At 53.7% G+C, this 18,378-nt stretch carries 20 protein-coding genes; 10 read left to right on the top strand and 10 right to left on the bottom strand.

The annotated features are described in order from the left end of the window. Positions 1–32: 32 nt before the first annotated feature. On the bottom strand, positions 33–566 hold the full coding sequence (locus ACGHAD_RS07455) for a flavodoxin (protein ID WP_339615501.1): 534 nt from the start codon (positions 564–566) through the stop codon (positions 33–35). A gap of 310 nt (positions 567–876) precedes the next feature. Here ACGHAD_RS07455 and ACGHAD_RS07450 point away from each other — a divergent pair, with 310 nt between their 5' ends. The 3 genes from ACGHAD_RS07450 to ACGHAD_RS07440 all read left to right on the top strand — a co-directional run bounded on the left by ACGHAD_RS07450 (position 877) and on the right by ACGHAD_RS07440 (position 4,235). Further along, complete coding sequence (locus tag ACGHAD_RS07450) at positions 877–1,602, top strand: response regulator (RefSeq protein ID WP_382415994.1); 726 nt, start codon at positions 877–879, stop codon at positions 1,600–1,602. Further along, positions 1,599–3,008: an ATP-binding protein gene (locus tag ACGHAD_RS07445; protein ID WP_339615503.1), complete on the top strand. Its 1,410-nt coding sequence runs from the start codon at positions 1,599–1,601 to the stop codon at positions 3,006–3,008. The genes ACGHAD_RS07450 and ACGHAD_RS07445 overlap by 4 nt, the downstream gene beginning before the upstream one ends. Before the next feature lie 249 nt (positions 3,009–3,257). After that, positions 3,258–4,235 carry a GGDEF domain-containing protein gene (locus ACGHAD_RS07440; protein ID WP_382415996.1) on the top strand — a complete coding sequence of 326 codons (978 nt, stop codon included), beginning with the start codon at positions 3,258–3,260 and terminating at the stop codon, positions 4,233–4,235. On the opposite strand, the gene rluB is transcribed toward ACGHAD_RS07440, so the two are convergent. From rluB to ACGHAD_RS07410, 6 genes are all read right to left on the bottom strand, one after another. After that, complete coding sequence (gene rluB / locus ACGHAD_RS07435; protein ID WP_382415998.1) at positions 4,232–5,173, bottom strand: 23S rRNA pseudouridine(2605) synthase RluB; 942 nt, start codon at positions 5,171–5,173, stop codon at positions 4,232–4,234. The genes ACGHAD_RS07440 and rluB overlap by 4 nt on opposite strands. Before the next feature lie 29 nt (positions 5,174–5,202). Beyond that, positions 5,203–6,150, bottom strand: coding sequence for an SMC-Scp complex subunit ScpB (gene scpB, locus ACGHAD_RS07430; protein ID WP_382416000.1), 948 nt, complete (start codon positions 6,148–6,150; stop codon positions 5,203–5,205). Continuing rightward, on the bottom strand, positions 6,150–7,052 hold the full coding sequence (locus ACGHAD_RS07425; protein ID WP_382416002.1) for a segregation and condensation protein A: 903 nt from the start codon (positions 7,050–7,052) through the stop codon (positions 6,150–6,152). The genes scpB and ACGHAD_RS07425 overlap by 1 nt, the downstream gene beginning before the upstream one ends. Positions 7,053–7,164: 112 nt before the next feature. Then, entirely contained in the window at positions 7,165–7,791 is a 627-nt protein-coding gene (locus ACGHAD_RS07420) for an L-threonylcarbamoyladenylate synthase (RefSeq protein WP_382416004.1), read from the bottom strand. A gap of 94 nt (positions 7,792–7,885) precedes the next feature. Beyond that, complete coding sequence (locus ACGHAD_RS07415) at positions 7,886–8,743, bottom strand: PHP domain-containing protein (protein ID WP_382416006.1); 858 nt, start codon at positions 8,741–8,743, stop codon at positions 7,886–7,888. Then, positions 8,740–8,877 carry a hypothetical protein gene (locus ACGHAD_RS07410; RefSeq protein WP_382416008.1) on the bottom strand — a complete coding sequence of 46 codons (138 nt, stop codon included), beginning with the start codon at positions 8,875–8,877 and terminating at the stop codon, positions 8,740–8,742. Before ACGHAD_RS07410 ends, ACGHAD_RS07415 begins: the two co-directional genes overlap by 4 nt. A 46-nt stretch (positions 8,878–8,923) precedes the next feature. On the opposite strand from ACGHAD_RS07410, the gene ACGHAD_RS07405 reads away from it, so the two are divergent. From ACGHAD_RS07405 to ACGHAD_RS07375, 7 genes are all read left to right on the top strand, one after another. Beyond that, positions 8,924–9,703: a VC0807 family protein gene (locus ACGHAD_RS07405; protein WP_382416010.1), complete on the top strand. Its 780-nt coding sequence runs from the start codon at positions 8,924–8,926 to the stop codon at positions 9,701–9,703. 28 nt (positions 9,704–9,731) lie between these two features. Continuing rightward, the gene (locus tag ACGHAD_RS07400; protein WP_339615513.1) at positions 9,732–10,031 is read left to right on the top strand and encodes a YciI family protein; all 300 of its coding nucleotides are present in this window, start codon (positions 9,732–9,734) and stop codon (positions 10,029–10,031) included. A 105-nt stretch (positions 10,032–10,136) separates the two neighbouring features. After that, positions 10,137–10,838, top strand: a complete 702-nt coding sequence (locus ACGHAD_RS07395; RefSeq protein ID WP_339615514.1) for a TIGR04211 family SH3 domain-containing protein — start codon at positions 10,137–10,139, stop codon at positions 10,836–10,838. Positions 10,839–10,896: 58 nt separating this feature from the next. After that, the gene (locus tag ACGHAD_RS07390) at positions 10,897–11,535 is read left to right on the top strand and encodes a peptidylprolyl isomerase (RefSeq protein ID WP_382416013.1); all 639 of its coding nucleotides are present in this window, start codon (positions 10,897–10,899) and stop codon (positions 11,533–11,535) included. Beyond that, the gene (locus tag ACGHAD_RS07385) at positions 11,532–12,290 is read left to right on the top strand and encodes a pyridoxine 5'-phosphate synthase (protein WP_382416015.1); all 759 of its coding nucleotides are present in this window, start codon (positions 11,532–11,534) and stop codon (positions 12,288–12,290) included. Before ACGHAD_RS07390 ends, ACGHAD_RS07385 begins: the two co-directional genes overlap by 4 nt. Before the next feature lie 138 nt (positions 12,291–12,428). Then, positions 12,429–12,845: a CBS domain-containing protein gene (locus tag ACGHAD_RS07380; RefSeq protein ID WP_339615516.1), complete on the top strand. Its 417-nt coding sequence runs from the start codon at positions 12,429–12,431 to the stop codon at positions 12,843–12,845. Between the two features lie 77 nt (positions 12,846–12,922). Further along, positions 12,923–13,687 carry a TrmH family RNA methyltransferase gene (locus ACGHAD_RS07375; protein WP_382416017.1) on the top strand — a complete coding sequence of 255 codons (765 nt, stop codon included), beginning with the start codon at positions 12,923–12,925 and terminating at the stop codon, positions 13,685–13,687. Positions 13,688–13,750: 63 nt separating this feature from the next. Here ACGHAD_RS07375 and ACGHAD_RS07370 read toward each other — a convergent pair whose 3' ends face one another. The 3 genes from ACGHAD_RS07370 to ACGHAD_RS07360 all read right to left on the bottom strand — a co-directional run bounded on the left by ACGHAD_RS07370 (position 13,751) and on the right by ACGHAD_RS07360 (position 18,377). After that, positions 13,751–15,058 carry an ammonium transporter gene (locus ACGHAD_RS07370; RefSeq protein ID WP_382416019.1) on the bottom strand — a complete coding sequence of 436 codons (1,308 nt, stop codon included), beginning with the start codon at positions 15,056–15,058 and terminating at the stop codon, positions 13,751–13,753. Between the two features lie 329 nt (positions 15,059–15,387). Continuing rightward, positions 15,388–17,385 carry a DUF3488 and DUF4129 domain-containing transglutaminase family protein gene (locus tag ACGHAD_RS07365; RefSeq protein ID WP_382416021.1) on the bottom strand — a complete coding sequence of 666 codons (1,998 nt, stop codon included), beginning with the start codon at positions 17,383–17,385 and terminating at the stop codon, positions 15,388–15,390. After that, positions 17,382–18,377 (bottom strand): DUF58 domain-containing protein, encoded by a 996-nt coding sequence (locus tag ACGHAD_RS07360; RefSeq protein WP_382416023.1) that lies wholly within the window; start codon positions 18,375–18,377, stop codon positions 17,382–17,384. The genes ACGHAD_RS07365 and ACGHAD_RS07360 overlap by 4 nt, the downstream gene beginning before the upstream one ends. Between the last annotated feature and the right edge of the window lies 1 nt (position 18,378).

Genomic DNA, 18,378 nt, shown 5'->3' with positions numbered 1-18,378 from the left:
AGACTCAGGCAAACCATGGCCGCCGAACGACGTTAGTCACCTAAAAAAAGAGGTGACTGCAGACCAAACTCACGATGGATTTGCTCGCACCAGCGGTCGAGCCGCTCGGCGGTTAAATCTTCCTGTTGATCTTCATCGATAGCGAGCCCCACAAACTGACCATCGAGCTCCGCTTTCGATGCGTCATACTCGTAGCCATCCAGCGGCCAATAACCAATCCACGTCGGGTTATGCCGCGCTATTACCTCGTGCATCATTCCCATCGCATCAAGAAAGTAGTCGCCGTAACCGAATTGATCACCCAGGCCAAACAAAGCAATGGTTTTATCGCTAAAGTCGATATCGCCTAAATCGTCCCAAAATTCTTCCCAGTCGGACTGAATCTGACCAAAGTCCCACGTGGGAATCCCCAGAATAATGCGCTCGTACTGAGTAAACTCCAGTTGAGTCACGTCAGCAATATCATAGACATCGACCACATCGGCGCCTAAACGCTTTTGAATACGCTGAGCAACCGCTTCGGTATTGCCCTCATCACTGCCAAAAAAAAGCCCTATAATGGCCACAAGAGTACCTTTAATTGCGTCGCCACTCAGCTGAGAAAGCGTTATAAATGCTCATTTACCGGTGTAAAATCGCACGTTCGCTTTGTCCAATGCATAGCTCACTTCTACCTGAGCGGGCTGAGTAGTAACTTAATAACAAACACGACGGTGAAAAATCTGGCCGAATTTTCCCAGCTATTTCAAAGTGGTGCAAGCTTGCAATAGAGGTTAAGAAGGGTTAATAAGTAAGACTTAAACATGACAGCACCCGCTCACTGTTGCACACTTGCGGCGGCGCTCATGGCGCCAGACTAAACAGCATGAGGTCACAATGACAGATATCCTACTGATTGACGACGATAAAGAACTCTCGGAACTGCTCCAGGAATACCTCAGCTCAGAAGGCTTTAGCGTCTGCGCCGCCTATGATGGCGACCAAGCGCTAGAAATGGCTCGCGACAATCAGTACTCCGCCATGATTCTGGACGTTATGCTGCCTCGCCACAGCGGTTTTGACGTACTCAAAAAACTGCGCCAACAGCCCGACTTAGGCCAACAAAATACGCCGGTCATAATGCTGACTGCCAAAGGCGACACCATTGACCGCGTCATCGGACTGGAAATCGGCGCCGATGATTACCTACCCAAACCGTGCGACCCGCGCGAGCTGGTCGCACGATTGCGCGCGGTGCTGCGGCGCACCGCCAACAGCGCTCAGACACTGCCAGAGACGAGCGACCTGGAGGTCGACAAACTTCTGCTGCAAATTGGCAGTCGTTCGGCCTTTTGGCAGGATGCGCAACTTCCTTTAACCGGCACCGAATTTAGCGTTTTAGAGCTGCTGGTGCGTCAAGCGGGCCAAGTTATCAGCAAAGACGAACTAACCGAGCAAGCTCTGGGGCGTAAACTAACCCCGTACGATCGCAGCATCGACGTGCACGTCAGCAATATACGCAAAAAACTCTCAAGTGCCGGAGCCGGTAAAGATCAAATTATTAACGTCCGTGGCGCCGGCTATATGCTGACCCGCGCGAGTGAAGCACAGCAGCGCGGATGACTCGACTTTATCTACGGGTATTTCTCACCTTTTGGAGCATCACGGCGGTCATTATTGTCACCACTAATGTGATTGTTCACTGGCAGGGCGACAACCCAGACAACACCCTGCAACAGCTGCGCGGCGGCCAAGAGTACGAGCCCGCGCAACGGTTTCTGTTTCAAATGGCAGGCTCGATCGTCAATCGCAATTCGGCTCAGGTGCTGGCCGATATGCGCGCCATGCCAGAATGGAGCCGGCAATATTTTTATATCGTCGACGCTCACAACGAGGACTTACTCGGCCGCTCCTTGCCCGAAGGCGTGCAGTCGTTAATCCCCAAAATTAACCCCAGCCACCCGTTCAGCAAAATGGTTGATGGCGACAGCAAAACATGGGGACGGCACGTTACTCTTAACGACGGTAAAAGCCTAAAAGTATTTACCATTTCATCCGAGCAAGGCGCGAAATCCTCCGGCGACATTCTCTGGCAGCTGTTTATCAACAACATTTGGCCCCTGTTGCTCGCCTCAATTTTAGTCAGCGGTACCGCCTGTTTTTTTCTCGCCCGCCATTTTGCACACGGCCTTTCGACTCTACAAAAGGCGACCCGCAGTATCGCCAAGGGCGACTTAAGCGTTCGGATCAGTCAACGCTTTAACAACCGCCGCGATGAAATCGCCTCTCTCGCCCACGACTTCGACCACATGACCGAGCGATTGCAAAAAGCCATGGCCGAGCAAAAGCGCTTGATTAAGGACGTCTCCCATGAGTTGCGCACGCCCTTGGCGCGCCTACAAGTCGCTCTGGCCCTCGCGCAACAGCGCAGCGCCGGCGAGGTTGACCGGGAACTGGCGCGTATTAAACAAGCGGCCGACTACCTCAATGATGTCATTACCGACATTCTGGCGCTGCCAGTACTCGATGACGGCGGCTGGACTCTAGACGACACCACTGATGTAGTGGCGTTACTTAACGCGCTACACGACAGCTTGCAGCACGAGGCGAGTCGCGGCCGCGTAACGCTGCAACGGCAGATTCCGGTAGACGAGGCATTGCTCGCGACTCACGGTAATATGCTGTACGGCGTATTTGATAACGTAACTCGCAATGCCTTGCGCTATACGCCACCTGGCGGGGCCATCATCACCGAACTCACGGTGACCGATACTGAGTATCAGGTGCGCATTAAAGACACGGGGCCAGGCGTGCCGGAAGATCAGCTCACGGATATCTTTCAACCGTTTTACCGCACCGATCAAGCCCGTGATCGCGAGAGCGGAGGCTATGGCTTGGGCCTTGCCATCGCCCAGCGCACGGTCGCCCTACACAGCGGCCAGATCGAAGCCGAGAACCTCCCCGAGGGCGGTTTGTGCGTGACGATTCGGTTGCCTTACGAAAATGACGATAGCCAGTCATCCCCATAAATTCCCTCGCGTGCCGCCAGCGACAAACATTTGACTGGCGGCAAAACTCTGCCGCTAAGCACAGCAAATACCGCCAACATCCTGACAAGTCAGGTTTTTCTAGACACCCCAGAAGCACCTCAACCTATTGTTTTTAAAGCACAAAAAGTAAAACCGTGACGTCTGGCACAAAAATCGCAACAGCCTCCTGCATGAATCCTAAAATGGCAAGCCGGGCGTATCGCCCGAGCAGGAACTGAGCGCACTATTATGCGAGATCTGTCCCTAACAGGCGGTGTTGAGGCACTCGCCAATGGTCCATCGGCCGGCGCCGCCACCGAGCTGTTGCAACTGCGCAACAAGCTCGCGCATGCGCTGCAGACTTCACTGGATACCGACACGCTTATCGGCCTGTTTTTCAACCATTCGCGCGCGCTGGTCACCTACAACGGCTTACGCTTTAGCACCAGCCCTGGGGACAATCATCCAATCGATTTTGGCCGCCAGGCAACACATCAGTGTCACTACACGTTGCGCCTGCCCGACCACTATTTGGGTGAGATTACGTTTTACCGCCGCCGCCGTTTTAGCGATGACGAGCAACAAACGTTAGAGACGCTATTGGCCTCTCTCGCCTTTCCTCTGCGCAACGCACAGCAGTATCAAAAAGCGCTGCAGCTGGCGCTTATCGACCCGTTAACCTGCGTCGGTAATCGTGCCGCGCTCGATAATGCACTGGAGCGCGAGCGACAATTGCTGATGCGCAAAGGCGAACCGTTTGCGTTAATTTTGTTGGACATCGACCACTTTAAAGACATTAACGATCAGCACGGCCACCGTCGTGGCGACAAAGTGATTCGCGCTGTTGCTGATACGATTGATCAAGTCAGCCGCGGTACCGACATGACCTTTCGCTATGGGGGGGAAGAATTTGCCCTGCTACTCAGCGGCACAGGCGCGGCGGGAGCACTGATTACGGCCGAGCGTTTACGCCGTGCCATCGAGGCGCTTTATATCGCCCACGACGACGCCATTATTCGGCCCACCGTTAGTCTGGGCGTCAGCGCTTGTTTTAACGCCAACGAATCTGCCGGATGCTTGATTGACCGCGCCGACCTTGCGCTATACCGGGCCAAAGCAACCGGCCGTAATCGCACCAGTTGCGAGCCGCCAATCCCGGAGGTTGGCCTAGCGATGAACACCGAGGTGGCCGCCACTAAGCTGAGCCCCCTAAACAGCAGAAGCTAACGGCGCGGTTTTTTGGGCGGCGCTTTTTTTAGACGAGGCGGTTTACGCCCTTTGCCCGCACGTAACTTGCGCTCGTGGCGTTCACGCAAAGTGGCCGCTTCACGGCTCGACTTAGGTTTCGCCACCCGCTCGGTTTCCAGCCCGGCGGTTTGACACAAATCGGCAATTTCACGGTAATCGAGTTCCAGCCACTGACCCACACGAACGTGGGACGGAATAAAAATATTACCATAGCGAACTCGCTTGAGCCGGCTTACACGCACGCCTTGGCTCTCCCACAAGCGCCTTACCTCGCGGTTGCGGCCCTCCATTACGACACAATAAAACCAGCGGTTACGGGACTCGCCAGCACCGTCGACAATATCCGTAAAACGCGCAACACCGTCCTCAAGAAGCACGCCCTCTAGTAGGCGCTTGCGCATATCGTCATCGACTTCACCCTGAATCCGCACCAAGTACTCGCGATCAATCACCGATGAGGGGTGCATCAACTTATTTGCCAGATCGCCATCGTTGGTAAATAACAACAAGCCACTGGTATTAAAGTCCAAGCGCCCGACCGATATCCAGCGCTCGCCGGAAATCTTAGGCAGGGCCTGATAAACAGTGCGGCGACCTTCTGGATCTTGTCGTGAACAAATTTCACCTTCGGGCTTGTTGTATAAAATCACACGGCGCTTGGACGTATCTTTTTGCGCCGAGACCGGCTTACCGCGCAGGGTAATTTTATCTTTTTCGCTCACCCGATCACCCAGAGTAGCGGTGCGATCGTTGACACTGACATCGCCCGCCACAATGGCGCGCTCCATTTCACGGCGCGAACCGCAACCGGCGCGGGCTAATACTTTTTGCAGCTTTTCATCAGCTGGCGGCGATACCGCAGCGTCAGTTTCAGCGCTCGCATCGGAAGGGGTTTGATCTGGTGTTCGTTTTGCCATAAATAATTCGCTGGGTAGGCGCCGCAGGTTTAAACCTCGCGGTCGCGCTCTTGGGTGTCAGTAAAATTCGTCTCAGCGCTTTCGCTGCTGTCATCGGGCTCAACCGCAGAGTCTACAGGCGGCGCGTCTGGTGTTGGCTCAAGCTCATCATCGGTTGCGGCGGCCGTCGCTGGCTCTGCGGCAAGGTCGCCGCGCTCATCTGGCTCTTGTTCGGCGCCTTGCTCAGTCTCTGATTCACTGACAAAGTCGCTCTTTTCGCTTTCGACGTTTTCGGCCTCGCTATCTACCGGCGAATCAGCGTCTGAAGCACTATCATTGTCATCCGCCAATTCGTCATCACTGGCCTCACCTTCCGATTCCGACGTCTCGCCCTCTTCCGGGCTTGTGGCCGATGACGCACCAGCACCAAGTGCCGCACCTAAATCCAGCTCGGCATTTAACTCATCTAAATCGCGTATCTCGCTTAAGGTTGGCAGCTCATCTAAGCTTTTTAAATTAAAGTAGTCGAGAAACCCCCGGGTCGTGGCGTACAGCGATGGTCGCCCCGGCACGTCGCGCTGGCCAACCACTTTGACCCACTCGCGCTCGAGCAAGGTTTTAATAATGTGCGAACTCACCGCCACACCGCGGATCTCTTCAATATCGCCACGCGTGATCGGCTGACGATAGGCGATTAGCGCTAAGGTTTCGAGTGATGCGCGCGAGTATTTTTGTGGTTTTTCTTCCCACAAACGGTTAATCCAAGGCGCCAACTCCTCGCGCACTTGAATACGCCAACCACTGGCTACCTCTTTAAGCTCAAAACCACGATTCTCACAGGCCTCGCCAATGGCGGTTAATGCCTCGCTAAACGCGGCCGTATCGGGCGCATCGCCATCCTCTTCAAACAAGCTCATCAAACGCTTAATGGTGAGCGGTTCGCTGGACGCCATCAACGCGCCCTCGATGATCGCTTGCAGTTGTTGGTTTGCTATCATTATTGTGTTCTTGCCTTAACGTGTATCGGGCCGAAGTTCTCACTTTGGACGATCTCGACCAGTGACTCTTTGATGAGCTCCATAATAGCCAAAAAAGTGACCACCACGCCCAAGCGTCCTTCCTCTATGGTAAATAAACTCACAAACGGCATAAAGTTACGCCCGGCAAGCCGGTCCAGCACTTGAGCCATACGCTCGCGGGTCGAGAGTCGCTCTTTTTCGACGTGGTGACTTTCAAACATATCGGCGCGGCGCAGCACTTCTGATAACGCCAGCAGTAACTCTTGTAACTCGACATCCGGATCTGGTCGGGTCAGATTGCGATCGGGCGGCTCGGCACTGGCGGCAAACACATCGCGCCCTACACGTGGTAGCTCGTCGATGTCCTCTGCGGCCGTTTTAAAACGCTCGTATTCCTGCAAACGCCGAATCAAGGAGGCGCGCGGATCTTCGCCCTCCTCCTCTTCCTCGACACTGCGCGGCAGCAGCATGCGCGATTTAATCTCGGCTAACATCGCCGCCATCACTAGGTATTCAGCCGCCAGCTCAAAGTGGGCTGCGTCCATCAACTCGACATAGGACATATACTGCGAAGTGATCTCAGATACATCGATTTCGAGAATATCTAAATTCTGTCGCCGAATAAGATACAAGAGTAAATCCAGCGGCCCCTCAAAGGCCTCAAGAAACACCTCTAACGCATCCGGCGGAATGTAGAGATCTTTCGGCAGGTCGGTATAGGCCTTGCCTTGCACCATTGCAAATGGCATCTCGGCTTGGCTTGGCGCAGTTTTCGTATCAGTGGGTGCTTCCGCAGCTGTCTCCAGCGCAGCGGCTTCAGATCCGGCAAGATCATCCGCCTCGCTATTGGCCAGTTCAGGGTCTAGGTTTTGCTGATTCACACAAGCCTCCCCTGTGTCCGGTAGCGATTGGCACACGCAGAGCTCGGCCCACATGCAACGTTTGCGGCATTATAAAGAGGAACCGGCGCGGGGGACAGCGGCATAACAGTACTCAACCGGCTAACAGGGCCGAAAAGTCGCCCTTACCTTGCCGGATAAGCTCTGGCGCACCTTCAGTCAGGTCGACCACGGTGGTCGGCTCCAGGCCGCAGTAGCCGCCATCAATGATCAACTCAACCTGATGCTCTAATAAATCGCGAATATCGTACGGATCAGTCAGTGGGTATTCATCGCCGGGCAGCAACAATGTGCTACTCATTAAAGGCTCATTAAGTTCTTCTAAAAGCGCCAGGGCAATGGGGTTATCCGGCACCCGCAGACCAATGGTTTTGCGTTTGGGGTGACGCAAGCGTCTGGGAACCTCTGAGGTGCCCTCTAAGATAAAGGTGTAAGGGCCGGGCGTATGGGCTTTTAGCAAGCGAAACACCTGATTATCCACCCGCGCGTAGGTCGCAATCTCAGATAGATCGCGGCACATTAAGGTGAAGTTATGATGTTTGTCTAGCTTGCGCATCAAGCGAATACGGTCGAGCGCCATTTTGTCGCCAATATGACAGCCTAGGGCGTAGGCCGAGTCAGTGGGGTAAGCCACAATCCCGCCGCGCCGAATAATATCGACCGCCTGTAAAATTAAACGCGCCTGAGGCGTTTCGGGGTGTATCTGAAAAAACTGTGCCACTGCGCCTTCCTTTGTTGCCAGCTATGGGGCCTCGCGGCCCGATTAACGCCATTATAATTTTCACGCGAATGACTTACAAACATCATACGCCTCGCTATTTATTCGCCTCTACCGTCCCTGCCAGCTCTGGCCACAAAGACCAAACCGGCCGGGCATTGGGTGGCATAGGCTCAAACCGGCCCAACTCTTGCCAGATCCCGCCTGGACGATGAAAATCACTGCCACAGGAACTCGCCAGCCCAAACTCATTGGCCATGGCGGCTAAATCTTTCGCCAAACCGCTGGGTTGATAACCACTAATCACCTCTATCGCTCCGCCGCCGGCCTCGGCAAAACCGGCCGTCAGCGCGCGCAATTTCGTGCGGGTTAAGCGATATTTGGCCGGATGGGCCAATACCGCCACGCCGCCTGCGGCCAATATAGTCGCGACAATTTCATCCAGCGGCGGCCACTGCTGCTTAATATCGCCGACTTTACCGGCACCTAAGTACTTTTTAAAGGCACTGGCGACCGTTTTAACCAGGCCGTCTTCGACCAACAGCTGCGCAAAATGGGGGCGGCCTATTTGCGAGCCGCCGGCAAGCTCGGTCGCGCGCTGGTAGATATTGCGCGCGCCAAGCTTTTCTAGCTTGCCCGCGATGGTCAAGTTACGGTCAATACGCGCTTGCTGCTGCGCTGCGATCGCCTGCTGTAACTCGGCGCTATCGGCATTCAATCCAAGCCCCACGACATGCACACCAATTTTTCCCCAGCGTGTCGAGAACTCAATGCCGTTGATCAATGTCATACCTTCGTGCTCGGCCGCGCAGCGCGCGCGCGCCAAACCTGCGATCGTGTCGTGGTCGGTCAGCGCAATAGCGTCGAGCCCTGCCTCTTTAGCCCGTGCGACTAGGGCCTCTGGGGTCAGCTCACCATCTGAGCAGTTACTGTGCATGTGCAAATCAATCTTCAAGCCAAGCCTCGATCAACATTAAAGGGGATGAATACCGTATAATTGCGCTTTTGCGCCACAGTCGCAGTGCCGTAGGCGGCCGCGGCACTAACATTTTTAAGGTACTGACAGCGCTCGTGCGCTGGGACGGCCATAACCTCACAGCCCATTAACCGGCAAATAAAGGCGAATACCATCAGTATGAATGACTCAGCCCCTTCCAATGGTGAGCAAAGCCGCCCTCAGGATGATAACGTAACGGCAAGATCATCGAACCTCAGCGAACCATCAGGCAAGAACCCGAAAAAGCGCGAAAGCCTACTGGGTAACATCCTGCTAAACATCGTTATCCCGACCTTAATCCTCACCAAACTCAGTGGCGACGAATACTTAGGCACACGCTGGGCACTGGTCGTAGCCCTCGCCTTCCCATTGGCGTACGGTTTGCGAGACTTCCTCGTTAGACGAGAGTTTAACGTGTTTTCCGCTCTCGGCGCGATCAGTATCTTACTCACCGGCGGCATCAGCTTGCTAAAGCTCGACCCGCAGTATATCGCCATTAAAGAAGCGGCGATCCCCGGCCTGATTGGGCTGGCAACGCTATTGTCGATGAAAACCCGCTTCCCGCTGGTAAAAACCTTTCTGTACAACGACAAGGTGCTTAAAGTGGACCTCATCGCCTCGCGCCTAGAACAACACCAAAACACCGCTAAATTTAGTCAGGCTTTACGCAATGCCTCGTACTTGGTGGCGCTATCGTTTTTTCTGTCGTCGTTTCTCAACTACGCCTTAGCCAAATGGCTGTTGGTCAGCGAGCCCGGCACAGTAGCGTTTAACGAGGAGTTAGGCAAAATGACCGCCTTAAGCTTTCCCGTTATCGCCCTACCGGCCACCATTGTTATGGCGGTCGCACTTATGTATTTGTTCAAGCGAATCAAACAACTGACTCAACTCGACTTTGAAGAAGTCGTCAACAGCTAAACAAACAAGATCGAAAGGACACCAACCCATGCTTTACGCCATTATCAGCGAAGACGTTGCCGACAGCCTGGCAAAGCGCAAAAGCGCCCGTACCGACCACATTGCCCGACTAAACGAGCTGTATGATAAAGGACGATTAATACTCGCAGGCCCACACCCCGCCGTCGACAGCAACGATCCGGGCGACGCCGGATTTACCGGGTCGTTGGTCGTGGCAGAGTTTGACTCATTAACACAAGCGCAAGCATGGGCGGATGCCGACCCTTACATCGCCGCCGGGGTTTATGCCAAAGTCACGGTAAAACCCTTTAAGCGAGTTCTGCCCTAACCCCTTAACCGGTGTTGCCCCAACCCGTGAACCGGTTGACACGTGCTAACAATCCCTTAGGGTACAATAATGCGCTTTTGCAACTTAGATCCAATAGGTAATTCCGTGATAAAACCAACCGCTTATCTTAAGACCTTGGTCATTGCCGCCACCATCAGTGTCAATCTGATCGGGGTGCAAGCTCACGCTGAGACACAATACGTTGCCGACACTTTGCAAGTGCCGCTACGCAGTGGCATGGGCAACCAGTATCGAATCGTCCACCGCGGGCTACCAAGTGGTACTAAACTCGAATTGGTCAAACGCGACAGCGATGACTCAGGCGGAGACTGGGCATTGGTGCGCACCAACGACGGGCTTGAAGGCTGGATCCGAGCGCAATATCTATTGGGTGAGCCAACCGCCGCGATAAAGCTCGCGGAGCTAGAAAAAAAAATGGGGCAACTGGACGGCGACCAAACCGAGCTGCTCGACGCCAACGAAGAGCTTGAGAGCAATAACGCCGAGCTCCAACAATCTTTGGCACAATTACAAGATCAGTACCAACAAACCAGTAGTGAATTTGCCGAGTTGCGCAAACTATCGGCTAATACCGTGGCCCTCAACAAGCAGTACAAAAAGCTCAACGAAAACTATCAACTGTTGCAAACACGCGCTGAGGTCTTAAAAACCGATAACGAACGTTTAAAAAACAGCCAGCGTTATCAAGAGTGGATTGTCGGTGCGGGCATTTTACTCGGCGGCGTTATCTTATCGCTAATTTTACAGTCATTTGGTCGGCGCAAGCGTCGCTCAGAATGGGGCTGAATCGTTATTTAAAAACCGAGCCTTTGTTAACCGAACTTTTTTATTATGGGATACCATCATGATACGACGCTCTTTTAAATCTATTGCATTAATGGGCGCTTTAGCGATCGCACTTATTGCCAGCGGCACAAGCTTAGCCGCCGATAAAAGCTCGGAAAAGTACGTCACCTTTGAGACTGACCTAGGACGGCTGGTCATTGAGCTGTACCCAGAAAAAGCCCCCGTTACCGTGGCAAACTTTTTAGCCTATGTCGACAACGGCTTTTACGACGGCACCATATTTCACCGCGTCATACCAGGCTTTGTCGTACAAGGCGGCGGTTTCACCTTCGATTTTAAGCGCAAAGAAACGCTGCCCCCCATTGTTAACGAATCGGATAATGGTTTAGAAAACCAATACCTAACCTTATCAATGGCGCGCACTAACGCTGTCGATAGCGCTACCAGTCAGTTTTTTATTAACCTAAAACATAACCCCTCACTCGACGCATCCGAAGATAAACCAGGTTATGCGGTATTTGGCAAAGTCATTGAAGGCGAAGCGGTCGTTGAAAAAATTGTCGCCGAGCCACGGGGCGTATTTCGCTCATACCCCGATGCTCCCAACGCCGCCGTACGAATTTTAAAGTCCAGCCGCGGCAAAGTAAAAACCGAGGCAAGCTCGGGCTCTAAACTGAAGGACATGATTGCCGAATGAGCACTGCGCTGAGTGTTAACCTGAATAAAATTGCCCTGCTAAGAAACTCACGCGAGGGCGACTTTCCGAGTGTTTTAGCCCACGGCAAAATCTGCCTGGATGCCGGCGCCGACGGTCTTACGGTACACCCGCGACCAGACCAGAGGCACATCCGTCCGAGCGATGTCTACCAACTGGCCGAGCTAGTCGCCGGTCAAGAGGGCGTAGAGTTTAATATTGAAGGCAACCCCTTTGCCCCGGCCAAAGGCAGTTACCCAGGGCTGCTTAAACTGGTTGAGGATACTCGTCCACATCAATGCACCCTTGTGCCCGACTCTAACGACCAGCTGACCTCCGATCACGGTTTTGATCTGACCAACAGCACCGAGCAGCTGCAACCCATTATTCGCCAATTGCACAAACTTGGGGTGCGTATCAGTTTGTTTATGGACCCGGACCCCGAGCAAATTCGCCTCGCCAGCGCTCTTGGGGTCGAGCGTATTGAATTGTATACCGGCCCCTACGCCGAGCGGTTTTTGCAGGGCAGCCAACAGACGCAAGATGACCTTGAACGCTATCGCCTAGCGACCGAGGTAGCCAATCAATGCGGCCTTGAGGTTAACGCCGGTCACGACCTCAACCTGCAAAACTTACCCGCTTTTTTAGCCATTCCCAACATCGCGGAAGTCTCCATTGGCCACGCACTAACCGTGGATGCTCTGCACATGGGGCTGGTCAACGCCGTTGCCGCCTACCGCCGCATTTGCCAATCGTAACGCCCAATCTAGTCTACACTTAAACTAGCGGTTGGGGCGGTAGCCCTCCTGCAACCGCTAGTTTGTCGCCGCGCACTAACAGCCACTGCGGTGGCGATCTGGCATATTCAGAAGTAGACACATTGTTGGGAGAGTCGTATGCACTCAATTCTCGTTCAAGACTATATGCAAACTGCCCCACTGGCGTTTGAACAGCACACCAACTTACTGCAAGTCGTGCACAAACTTTTAGCCGGCAAGGTCACAGGTGCGCCGGTAATCGATACCGAACGTCAGGTGATTGGCTTTGTCTCAGAGCGCGACTGCATAAAAGAGATTTTACACGGCGCGTTTTACTGTGAGGAGCCAGCGGTTGTGGGCCGAGTCATGCAAACCGATGTGATCAGCTTTTCTCCCAGCGACAGTATCGTCGAGATTGCCGAAATCATGCTCCAGAACCTGCCAAAAAATTATCCCGTTATAGAAAACGGTAAATTAGTAGGCCTGATTACCCGTAGCGATGTTCTGGCCGCGCTACTGGATAACGACGAAGATTGCTATTTACGGCAAAGTTGAGGGGCGGTTATGGTATCCTCTCGTCGCTGCCTTCGAGCAGCGACACCCCTTTGCGGATCGACCAGCGGATTAATACCATGCAGCGCGACAGCGACGCCTACCTCGCCAAAAAACAATTCTTTAACACTCTTCTAACCGTCTACGGCCGCAAGCCTGTACTGGAAGCATTGCAGCAACCCGGGGTCGAGGTCTACCGGCTGCATCTGGCGCAAAGCAACAAACGCGGCGGCATTATTGATGAGATATTAGCCGAGGCAGAAAAACGCAATGCTGAGGTGGCATACCACGACCGGGCAGCCCTGTCGCGTATATCTAAAAATGCCAAGCAAGATCAAGGGGTGGCCGTCGATTTAATTTGCCAAAAATTTACCACCGCAACAGATTACCTCACCCGGCCCAGCAGCGGCAGCTGTAACCTACTGGCCTTAGATGGCATCACCAACCCGCAAAATCTGGGAATGATTATTCGCAGTGCCTGCGCAGGTAATATTGACGGTATTATTTTGCCCGAAAAAGGCTGTGCCCAGATCGACCCGCTGGTGATAAAAGCCAGTGCCGGCACGGTATTTAGGGCGCCAATACTGCGTACCACCGAACCTCTCGCACGCACCCTGAATAAATTTCGCGACAGCCAATACAGCGTGGTTGGCTTATCCTCTCACGCCAAGCAAACCTTACAGGCCTACTCCGGCGAGCGAACCGTTTTTGTGCTGGGAAATGAAACCGATGGTGTATCCAGCGCAACACAGAACGAGTGCAACCACTGGCTAAAAATCCCCATGAACAACCAAGTCGAATCTCTTAACGTTGCCGTTACTGCGGCGCTGATTGCGTTTCGTTAGCACACCCGTATCCAAAAAAAACGCCACCGTGCGGTGGCGTTTTTTTGACTCACTGCAATCCACTTACAGCTTGTAGCCCTCTTCTTCGTGCATGGTGATATCAAGCCCTTGTAGCTCGTCATCCCTAGAAACTCGCAGACCTCCGGTCAGTACACCCGTCAGTTTCAAAATTACGTAGGTGACAACAGCCGTGTAGCCAAAGGTAATAATTACCCCTAAAAACTGTACCCAGACTTGGCCCGACATACCATCGACCGCATCGGAGAAGCCATGGCCGCTAAAGACACCAAGGTTGGGCGAGGCAAACACCCCGGCCAGTAACGTCCCCAAAATGCCTCCAATTCCGTGTACCGGAAAAACATCTAATGAGTCGTCAATTTTCCATACCCGCTTCATTAACTGTGTCATCACAAAGCAAACACAGCCGGCCACCAAACCAATTACCAGCGCACCACCTGGGCCAACATACCCCGAAGCCGGGGTAATAGTACCCAAGCCTGCGACCATACCGGTGACAATACCCAGCACGCTGGGTTTTCGAAATTTAATCCACTCGATGCTCATCCAGGCCAGCGAGCCGGCGGCTGCCGATATATGGGTCACTAACATTGCCATTGAGGCATCACCATTAGCTGCCAAAGCACTACCGCCATTAAAACCAAACCAACCCACCCAAAGCATACCAGCGCCGGTAACGGTCATGGTCATGTTGTGGGGCGGCATAGCGACGGTCTCAAAGCCATCGCGATTACCCAGCACCAGAGCCGCCACCAGCGCGGCAACGCCCGCAGTGATATGCACAACAGTACCGCCGGCAAAATCCAGTAGTCCCCAACTGCCGAGAAAGCCGCCGCCCCACACCCAGTGGCATACCGGCACATAAACCGCCAACAACCACAGGGCCGAAAAAATCAACATCGACGAAAACTTCATTCGCTCGGCAAAGGCACCCACAATCAAGGCTGGCGTAATAATGGCAAACGTCATCTGAAACAATGCAAACAGTGATTCGGGGATATCGCCCGACAGGGTATCTTTACCAATACCGCTGAACATCGCGTGACTAAAATCCCCAATCCACGCATTGCCCTCACCAAACGCTAAACTGTAGCCAACAATCATCCACAGCAACGAGGCAATACAAGCAATCGCAAAGCACTGCATCAGTACCGATAAGATATTCTTACTGCGCACCAAGCCGCCGTAAAACAACGATAATCCGGGCAGCGTCATAAACAACACCAGCGCCGTCGCCGTTAATATCCACGCCGTGTTAGCACCGTTTGCCTCTTGGGCAAACGCGGCGGGTGACGCCAACAATAAAGTGGCAAGCGGCGCTCCCAACGCCAGATTGCGAGTAAAAAGTGTCATGGTACTCCTATCATTCTCAAGGTTTGGCTATCATTATAATGGTGCGGCAACGCGTGCGAGATACAGAAAAGTCGCACAAAACGCACTGTAAAGTGCCAACATTTGGCGCCGACAACGCACCCGCATCACGCGAGTGCACATAGCGCACTTATGCACTTTTTATGCCCACGAATCTTTTATATAAATATCAAATACTTAGATAAAAACAATGACAAAACTGAGAAAAGGCAAGCACCAACTTGGAACAATAAAAATAAAAATGCTTATTATTGGTGCAGACCAAAGGGACGCCGCACCAGCGACGCGCACAGCGGCATAAAAGAATATAACTATGACCGCCGCCGAGGGTGAAAGCGTCGCGCCGCCCCTTTCAGCCGCACCAATGCGGATTCAGAGCCGCCGTAACTGGCACGCTCAAACAACGCGGTTAGAGTCTCTAGCTCAGCCGCCAGCTCTGGCCTCTCCCGGGCAACCCGAGCGGCATATTGTCTGGGTGCCTCCCCTACGCGGCGAGCCAACCCAAGGCGCGCCAGCTTGCCGCACAATTGAGCATACGCCAGCTCTGCCGGAGGTAACCGGCGCCGAGAATGGCGCAACAATAACGGCAACAAAATAAGCATCGCCACAGTGAAGACCACCGCGATGACGAGCAATGCCAACTGCCAACCACTAACACGGCCCAACCATTTACTTAAAAAAGCTTGCTGTGCATCCGTATCGTAGCCCATCACCCACAACTGCCAGCGATAGTTAAGGGCGTCCCAACGCAACTGCAGGTTATCTAACAGCGCAAAACGGCGGCTAAACGCATTGCCCAGCAAACGGTTATCAGTATCGCTCAAAGAGTACTCCACGCCCTGCTCAATACGTTCTGGCGCAACGGCAGCCGTGGGATCGACTCTGACCCAACCTCTTCCCGCCAGCCATACCTCGGCCCAGGCGTGAGCGTCGTACTGTCGCACCACCAAATAACCCTCATCCGGGTTGATCCGGCCGCCTTGATAACCCACCACGACCCGCGCGGGGATACCTGCCGCGCGCATAAAAAATACAAAGCTACCGGCAAAATGCTCACAAAACCCCGTTTGCGATTGCCACAAAAACTCATCCACGGTGTGTTCACCTAACCTCGGGGGCTGCAAGGTGTAATGAAAATGCTCGTGGTAAAAGCCCAACAACCGCTCCAGTAAAGCCTCATCGCTCTCGGCGTCATTGCGCCACTGCTGCGCCAAGCGTTGAGTGACCGGATTAGCGCCTGCCGGCAGCTCGGTGTTTACTGCCCGCTGGCGCTCGGAGAGCCCATCAGCCTGCAGCCGATAATCGAGCACTGAGCGAACGCTATATTGCTTGCGCTGGTTAACCGGACGCGACTCATAGAGCGTTAAGCCTGGGCTGACCCGCGTGTTATCAGGCACCTCAGTAAAAGCTGCCAGCGCATACAGCCAGCTTTTTGCCGTGGGTTCAAGTAACACTTGGTAAGCCAGTGGCTCGCTCCCTAAGGCCAGTGAATCTCGCCACTGCGGCCACTGAGGGCTCCGCCTACCCCGCTTAACATCCAGCGCGCCACTTTGCTCCCACGTGCGCCCGTCAAACGAGTCAAATACCAGTGCGCGCCAATAAAGCTGTCGCGCGGGAGGTACGTCATCGTCAAAGGTTACTCTAAAAGCCAACTCGCCCGAGCGTATTAAATTACTAAAATCGCCCGGCGCCATTGAGTCGCTTACCCCAGTACGCGCCGCCGAGCTGTTTAGCGGCACAGTCCATAGCGACCCAAGCCTTGGCACCACCAAAAACAGTATCAGCATAATAGGCAAGGCCTGCAGCGCTAACACACAAATGCGCTTGCATTGTTTGGCAAAACTTACCTGAGCCGCCGAGCCGTTTAGAACCAGCAAGACACCGGTAACCGCCAATAGCGACACCAGCCCGTACAGCGAACTCGGTAACGAGGCTGCGAACAATAGCTGGGTGCCGGTAACGAAGTAGGCGAGATAACAGAGTAAGTGCAAATCGCCCGGCCGTTTAAGCTCAATTAATTTCAGCACAAAACCGGCGACCAGCAAGCTCAACATTGCCTGCAGGCTAAAGCTGCCGTAAAAACTAAACAGCAAGCCCGCGCATACGCCCACCACCAACAAAAACCGAACCCACTTACTCGGAAAAGGCCAACCTTTTAAAGCAATTTGCCAGCGCCAAACACCACTGACAAACGCCAACAGCGTCAACCAAACCGGCACCTCAACAATCAGCGGTAAGATGACAATGAGCTGAGCCATTAACATCCAAAGTAAACTCTGGCGGGAGAGTTGACTGTCGGGCTGGCTCATCGCGCGCCCCTCTCGGCCTTGGTTGTACTTTTCGGGGTAATCTCAAATAAGGCCAGCGCACGCAATACGTGGGCAAGATGTTCGCGGCCACTCGCCGGCTCAATCCGCTGTTTGGGCAAGCGCAAACCAAATACACGGCCAGCCTTGTGCCACTGCAGCGCGAGATAGCACAAGCCCGACAAACGGGTTTCACGATCGCCAGACAATGCACGAAAATCTAACCAGAGGTCATCCTGCTCTGGACTGGCAAACTGCTTAGTGTGCAAACCGGCACCACGCGCATAGAGCTTCCAGGCAATATGGGTAAGCGCTGCCCCCGGTTGATAACGCTTAAAACCTTCAAAATCATCACCGTGCGTCAGGGCGAGCTTTTTTTTACCCTCATCACTGTCACTTAGCTGGTCCGCTAACGCCACGCTCATCGGTCGCGGGTACACCAGTAAACGCACATCAAAGCGCACCCACGACCAAGCTCTGACCAATCCGAGTGGATAGTAGCTTTTTACTAAAATACGCTCGGGAGTATGCCAGCCCCGCTGACTGGTAGGCAGGCTCAGCTCAATTTGCGTCTCATCACCCTCGGCGACATCCGTTAACACTGAGCGCTCGGTATCGCTCGCCAGTATTAGCCGGCCCGCGCTTGTGCGGCCTTTGGCTTTTATACGCACTGGCATAATGAGCTGCTCGCCGGCAAATACCGGCTCGGAGGCAAGCGCCGTAAGCTCCAGCCCGATCAAGTTGCGAAACCCGTGGACAATAGTGACAACAAACAAACTGATCAGAAAGAAGCTCGCCGCCAACACTAGATTATTTTCGTAGTTGGTGCCGAGCAGCCAGAGCAAAATAACCGCTATAAAAAAGCCAAGTCCCGCTTTGCTGGGCAAGACATAAATAGCGCGATGACGTAAAACAACGGAGGTTTGTGGCGAAGTGCGGCGCTTGGCCCATTGCCAAAACCAATTCTCCAGCCGTTTATTAAGCGACGAACTCACC

This window comes from Gilvimarinus japonicus (assembly GCF_042847215.1).
Lineage (GTDB): Bacteria > Pseudomonadota > Gammaproteobacteria > Pseudomonadales > Cellvibrionaceae > Gilvimarinus > Gilvimarinus japonicus.
Note: the sequence above shows the minus strand (reverse complement) of the source record. Positions and strands in the feature narration are given on the sequence as shown.

Coding starts and splice junctions, on each gene's coding strand:
- rluB (WP_382415998.1), bottom strand. CDS start 5,173: ATGGCAAAACGAACACCAGATCAAACCCCTTCCGATGCGAGCGCTGAA.
- scpB (WP_382416000.1), bottom strand. CDS start 6,150: ATGATAGCAAACCAACAACTGCAAGCGATCATCGAGGGCGCGTTGATG.
- ACGHAD_RS07370 (WP_382416019.1), bottom strand. CDS start 15,058: ATGACACTTTTTACTCGCAATCTGGCGTTGGGAGCGCCGCTTGCCACT.
- ACGHAD_RS07390 (WP_382416013.1), top strand. CDS start 10,897: ATGATACGACGCTCTTTTAAATCTATTGCATTAATGGGCGCTTTAGCG.
- ACGHAD_RS07365 (WP_382416021.1), bottom strand. CDS start 17,385: ATGAGCCAGCCCGACAGTCAACTCTCCCGCCAGAGTTTACTTTGGATG.
- ACGHAD_RS07440 (WP_382415996.1), top strand. CDS start 3,258: ATGCGAGATCTGTCCCTAACAGGCGGTGTTGAGGCACTCGCCAATGGT.
- ACGHAD_RS07445 (WP_339615503.1), top strand. CDS start 1,599: ATGACTCGACTTTATCTACGGGTATTTCTCACCTTTTGGAGCATCACG.
- ACGHAD_RS07385 (WP_382416015.1), top strand. CDS start 11,532: ATGAGCACTGCGCTGAGTGTTAACCTGAATAAAATTGCCCTGCTAAGA.
- ACGHAD_RS07450 (WP_382415994.1), top strand. CDS start 877: ATGACAGATATCCTACTGATTGACGACGATAAAGAACTCTCGGAACTG.
- ACGHAD_RS07405 (WP_382416010.1), top strand. CDS start 8,924: ATGAATGACTCAGCCCCTTCCAATGGTGAGCAAAGCCGCCCTCAGGAT.
- ACGHAD_RS07380 (WP_339615516.1), top strand. CDS start 12,429: ATGCACTCAATTCTCGTTCAAGACTATATGCAAACTGCCCCACTGGCG.
- ACGHAD_RS07400 (WP_339615513.1), top strand. CDS start 9,732: ATGCTTTACGCCATTATCAGCGAAGACGTTGCCGACAGCCTGGCAAAG.
- ACGHAD_RS07410 (WP_382416008.1), bottom strand. CDS start 8,877: ATGGCCGTCCCAGCGCACGAGCGCTGTCAGTACCTTAAAAATGTTAGT.
- ACGHAD_RS07375 (WP_382416017.1), top strand. CDS start 12,923: ATGCAGCGCGACAGCGACGCCTACCTCGCCAAAAAACAATTCTTTAAC.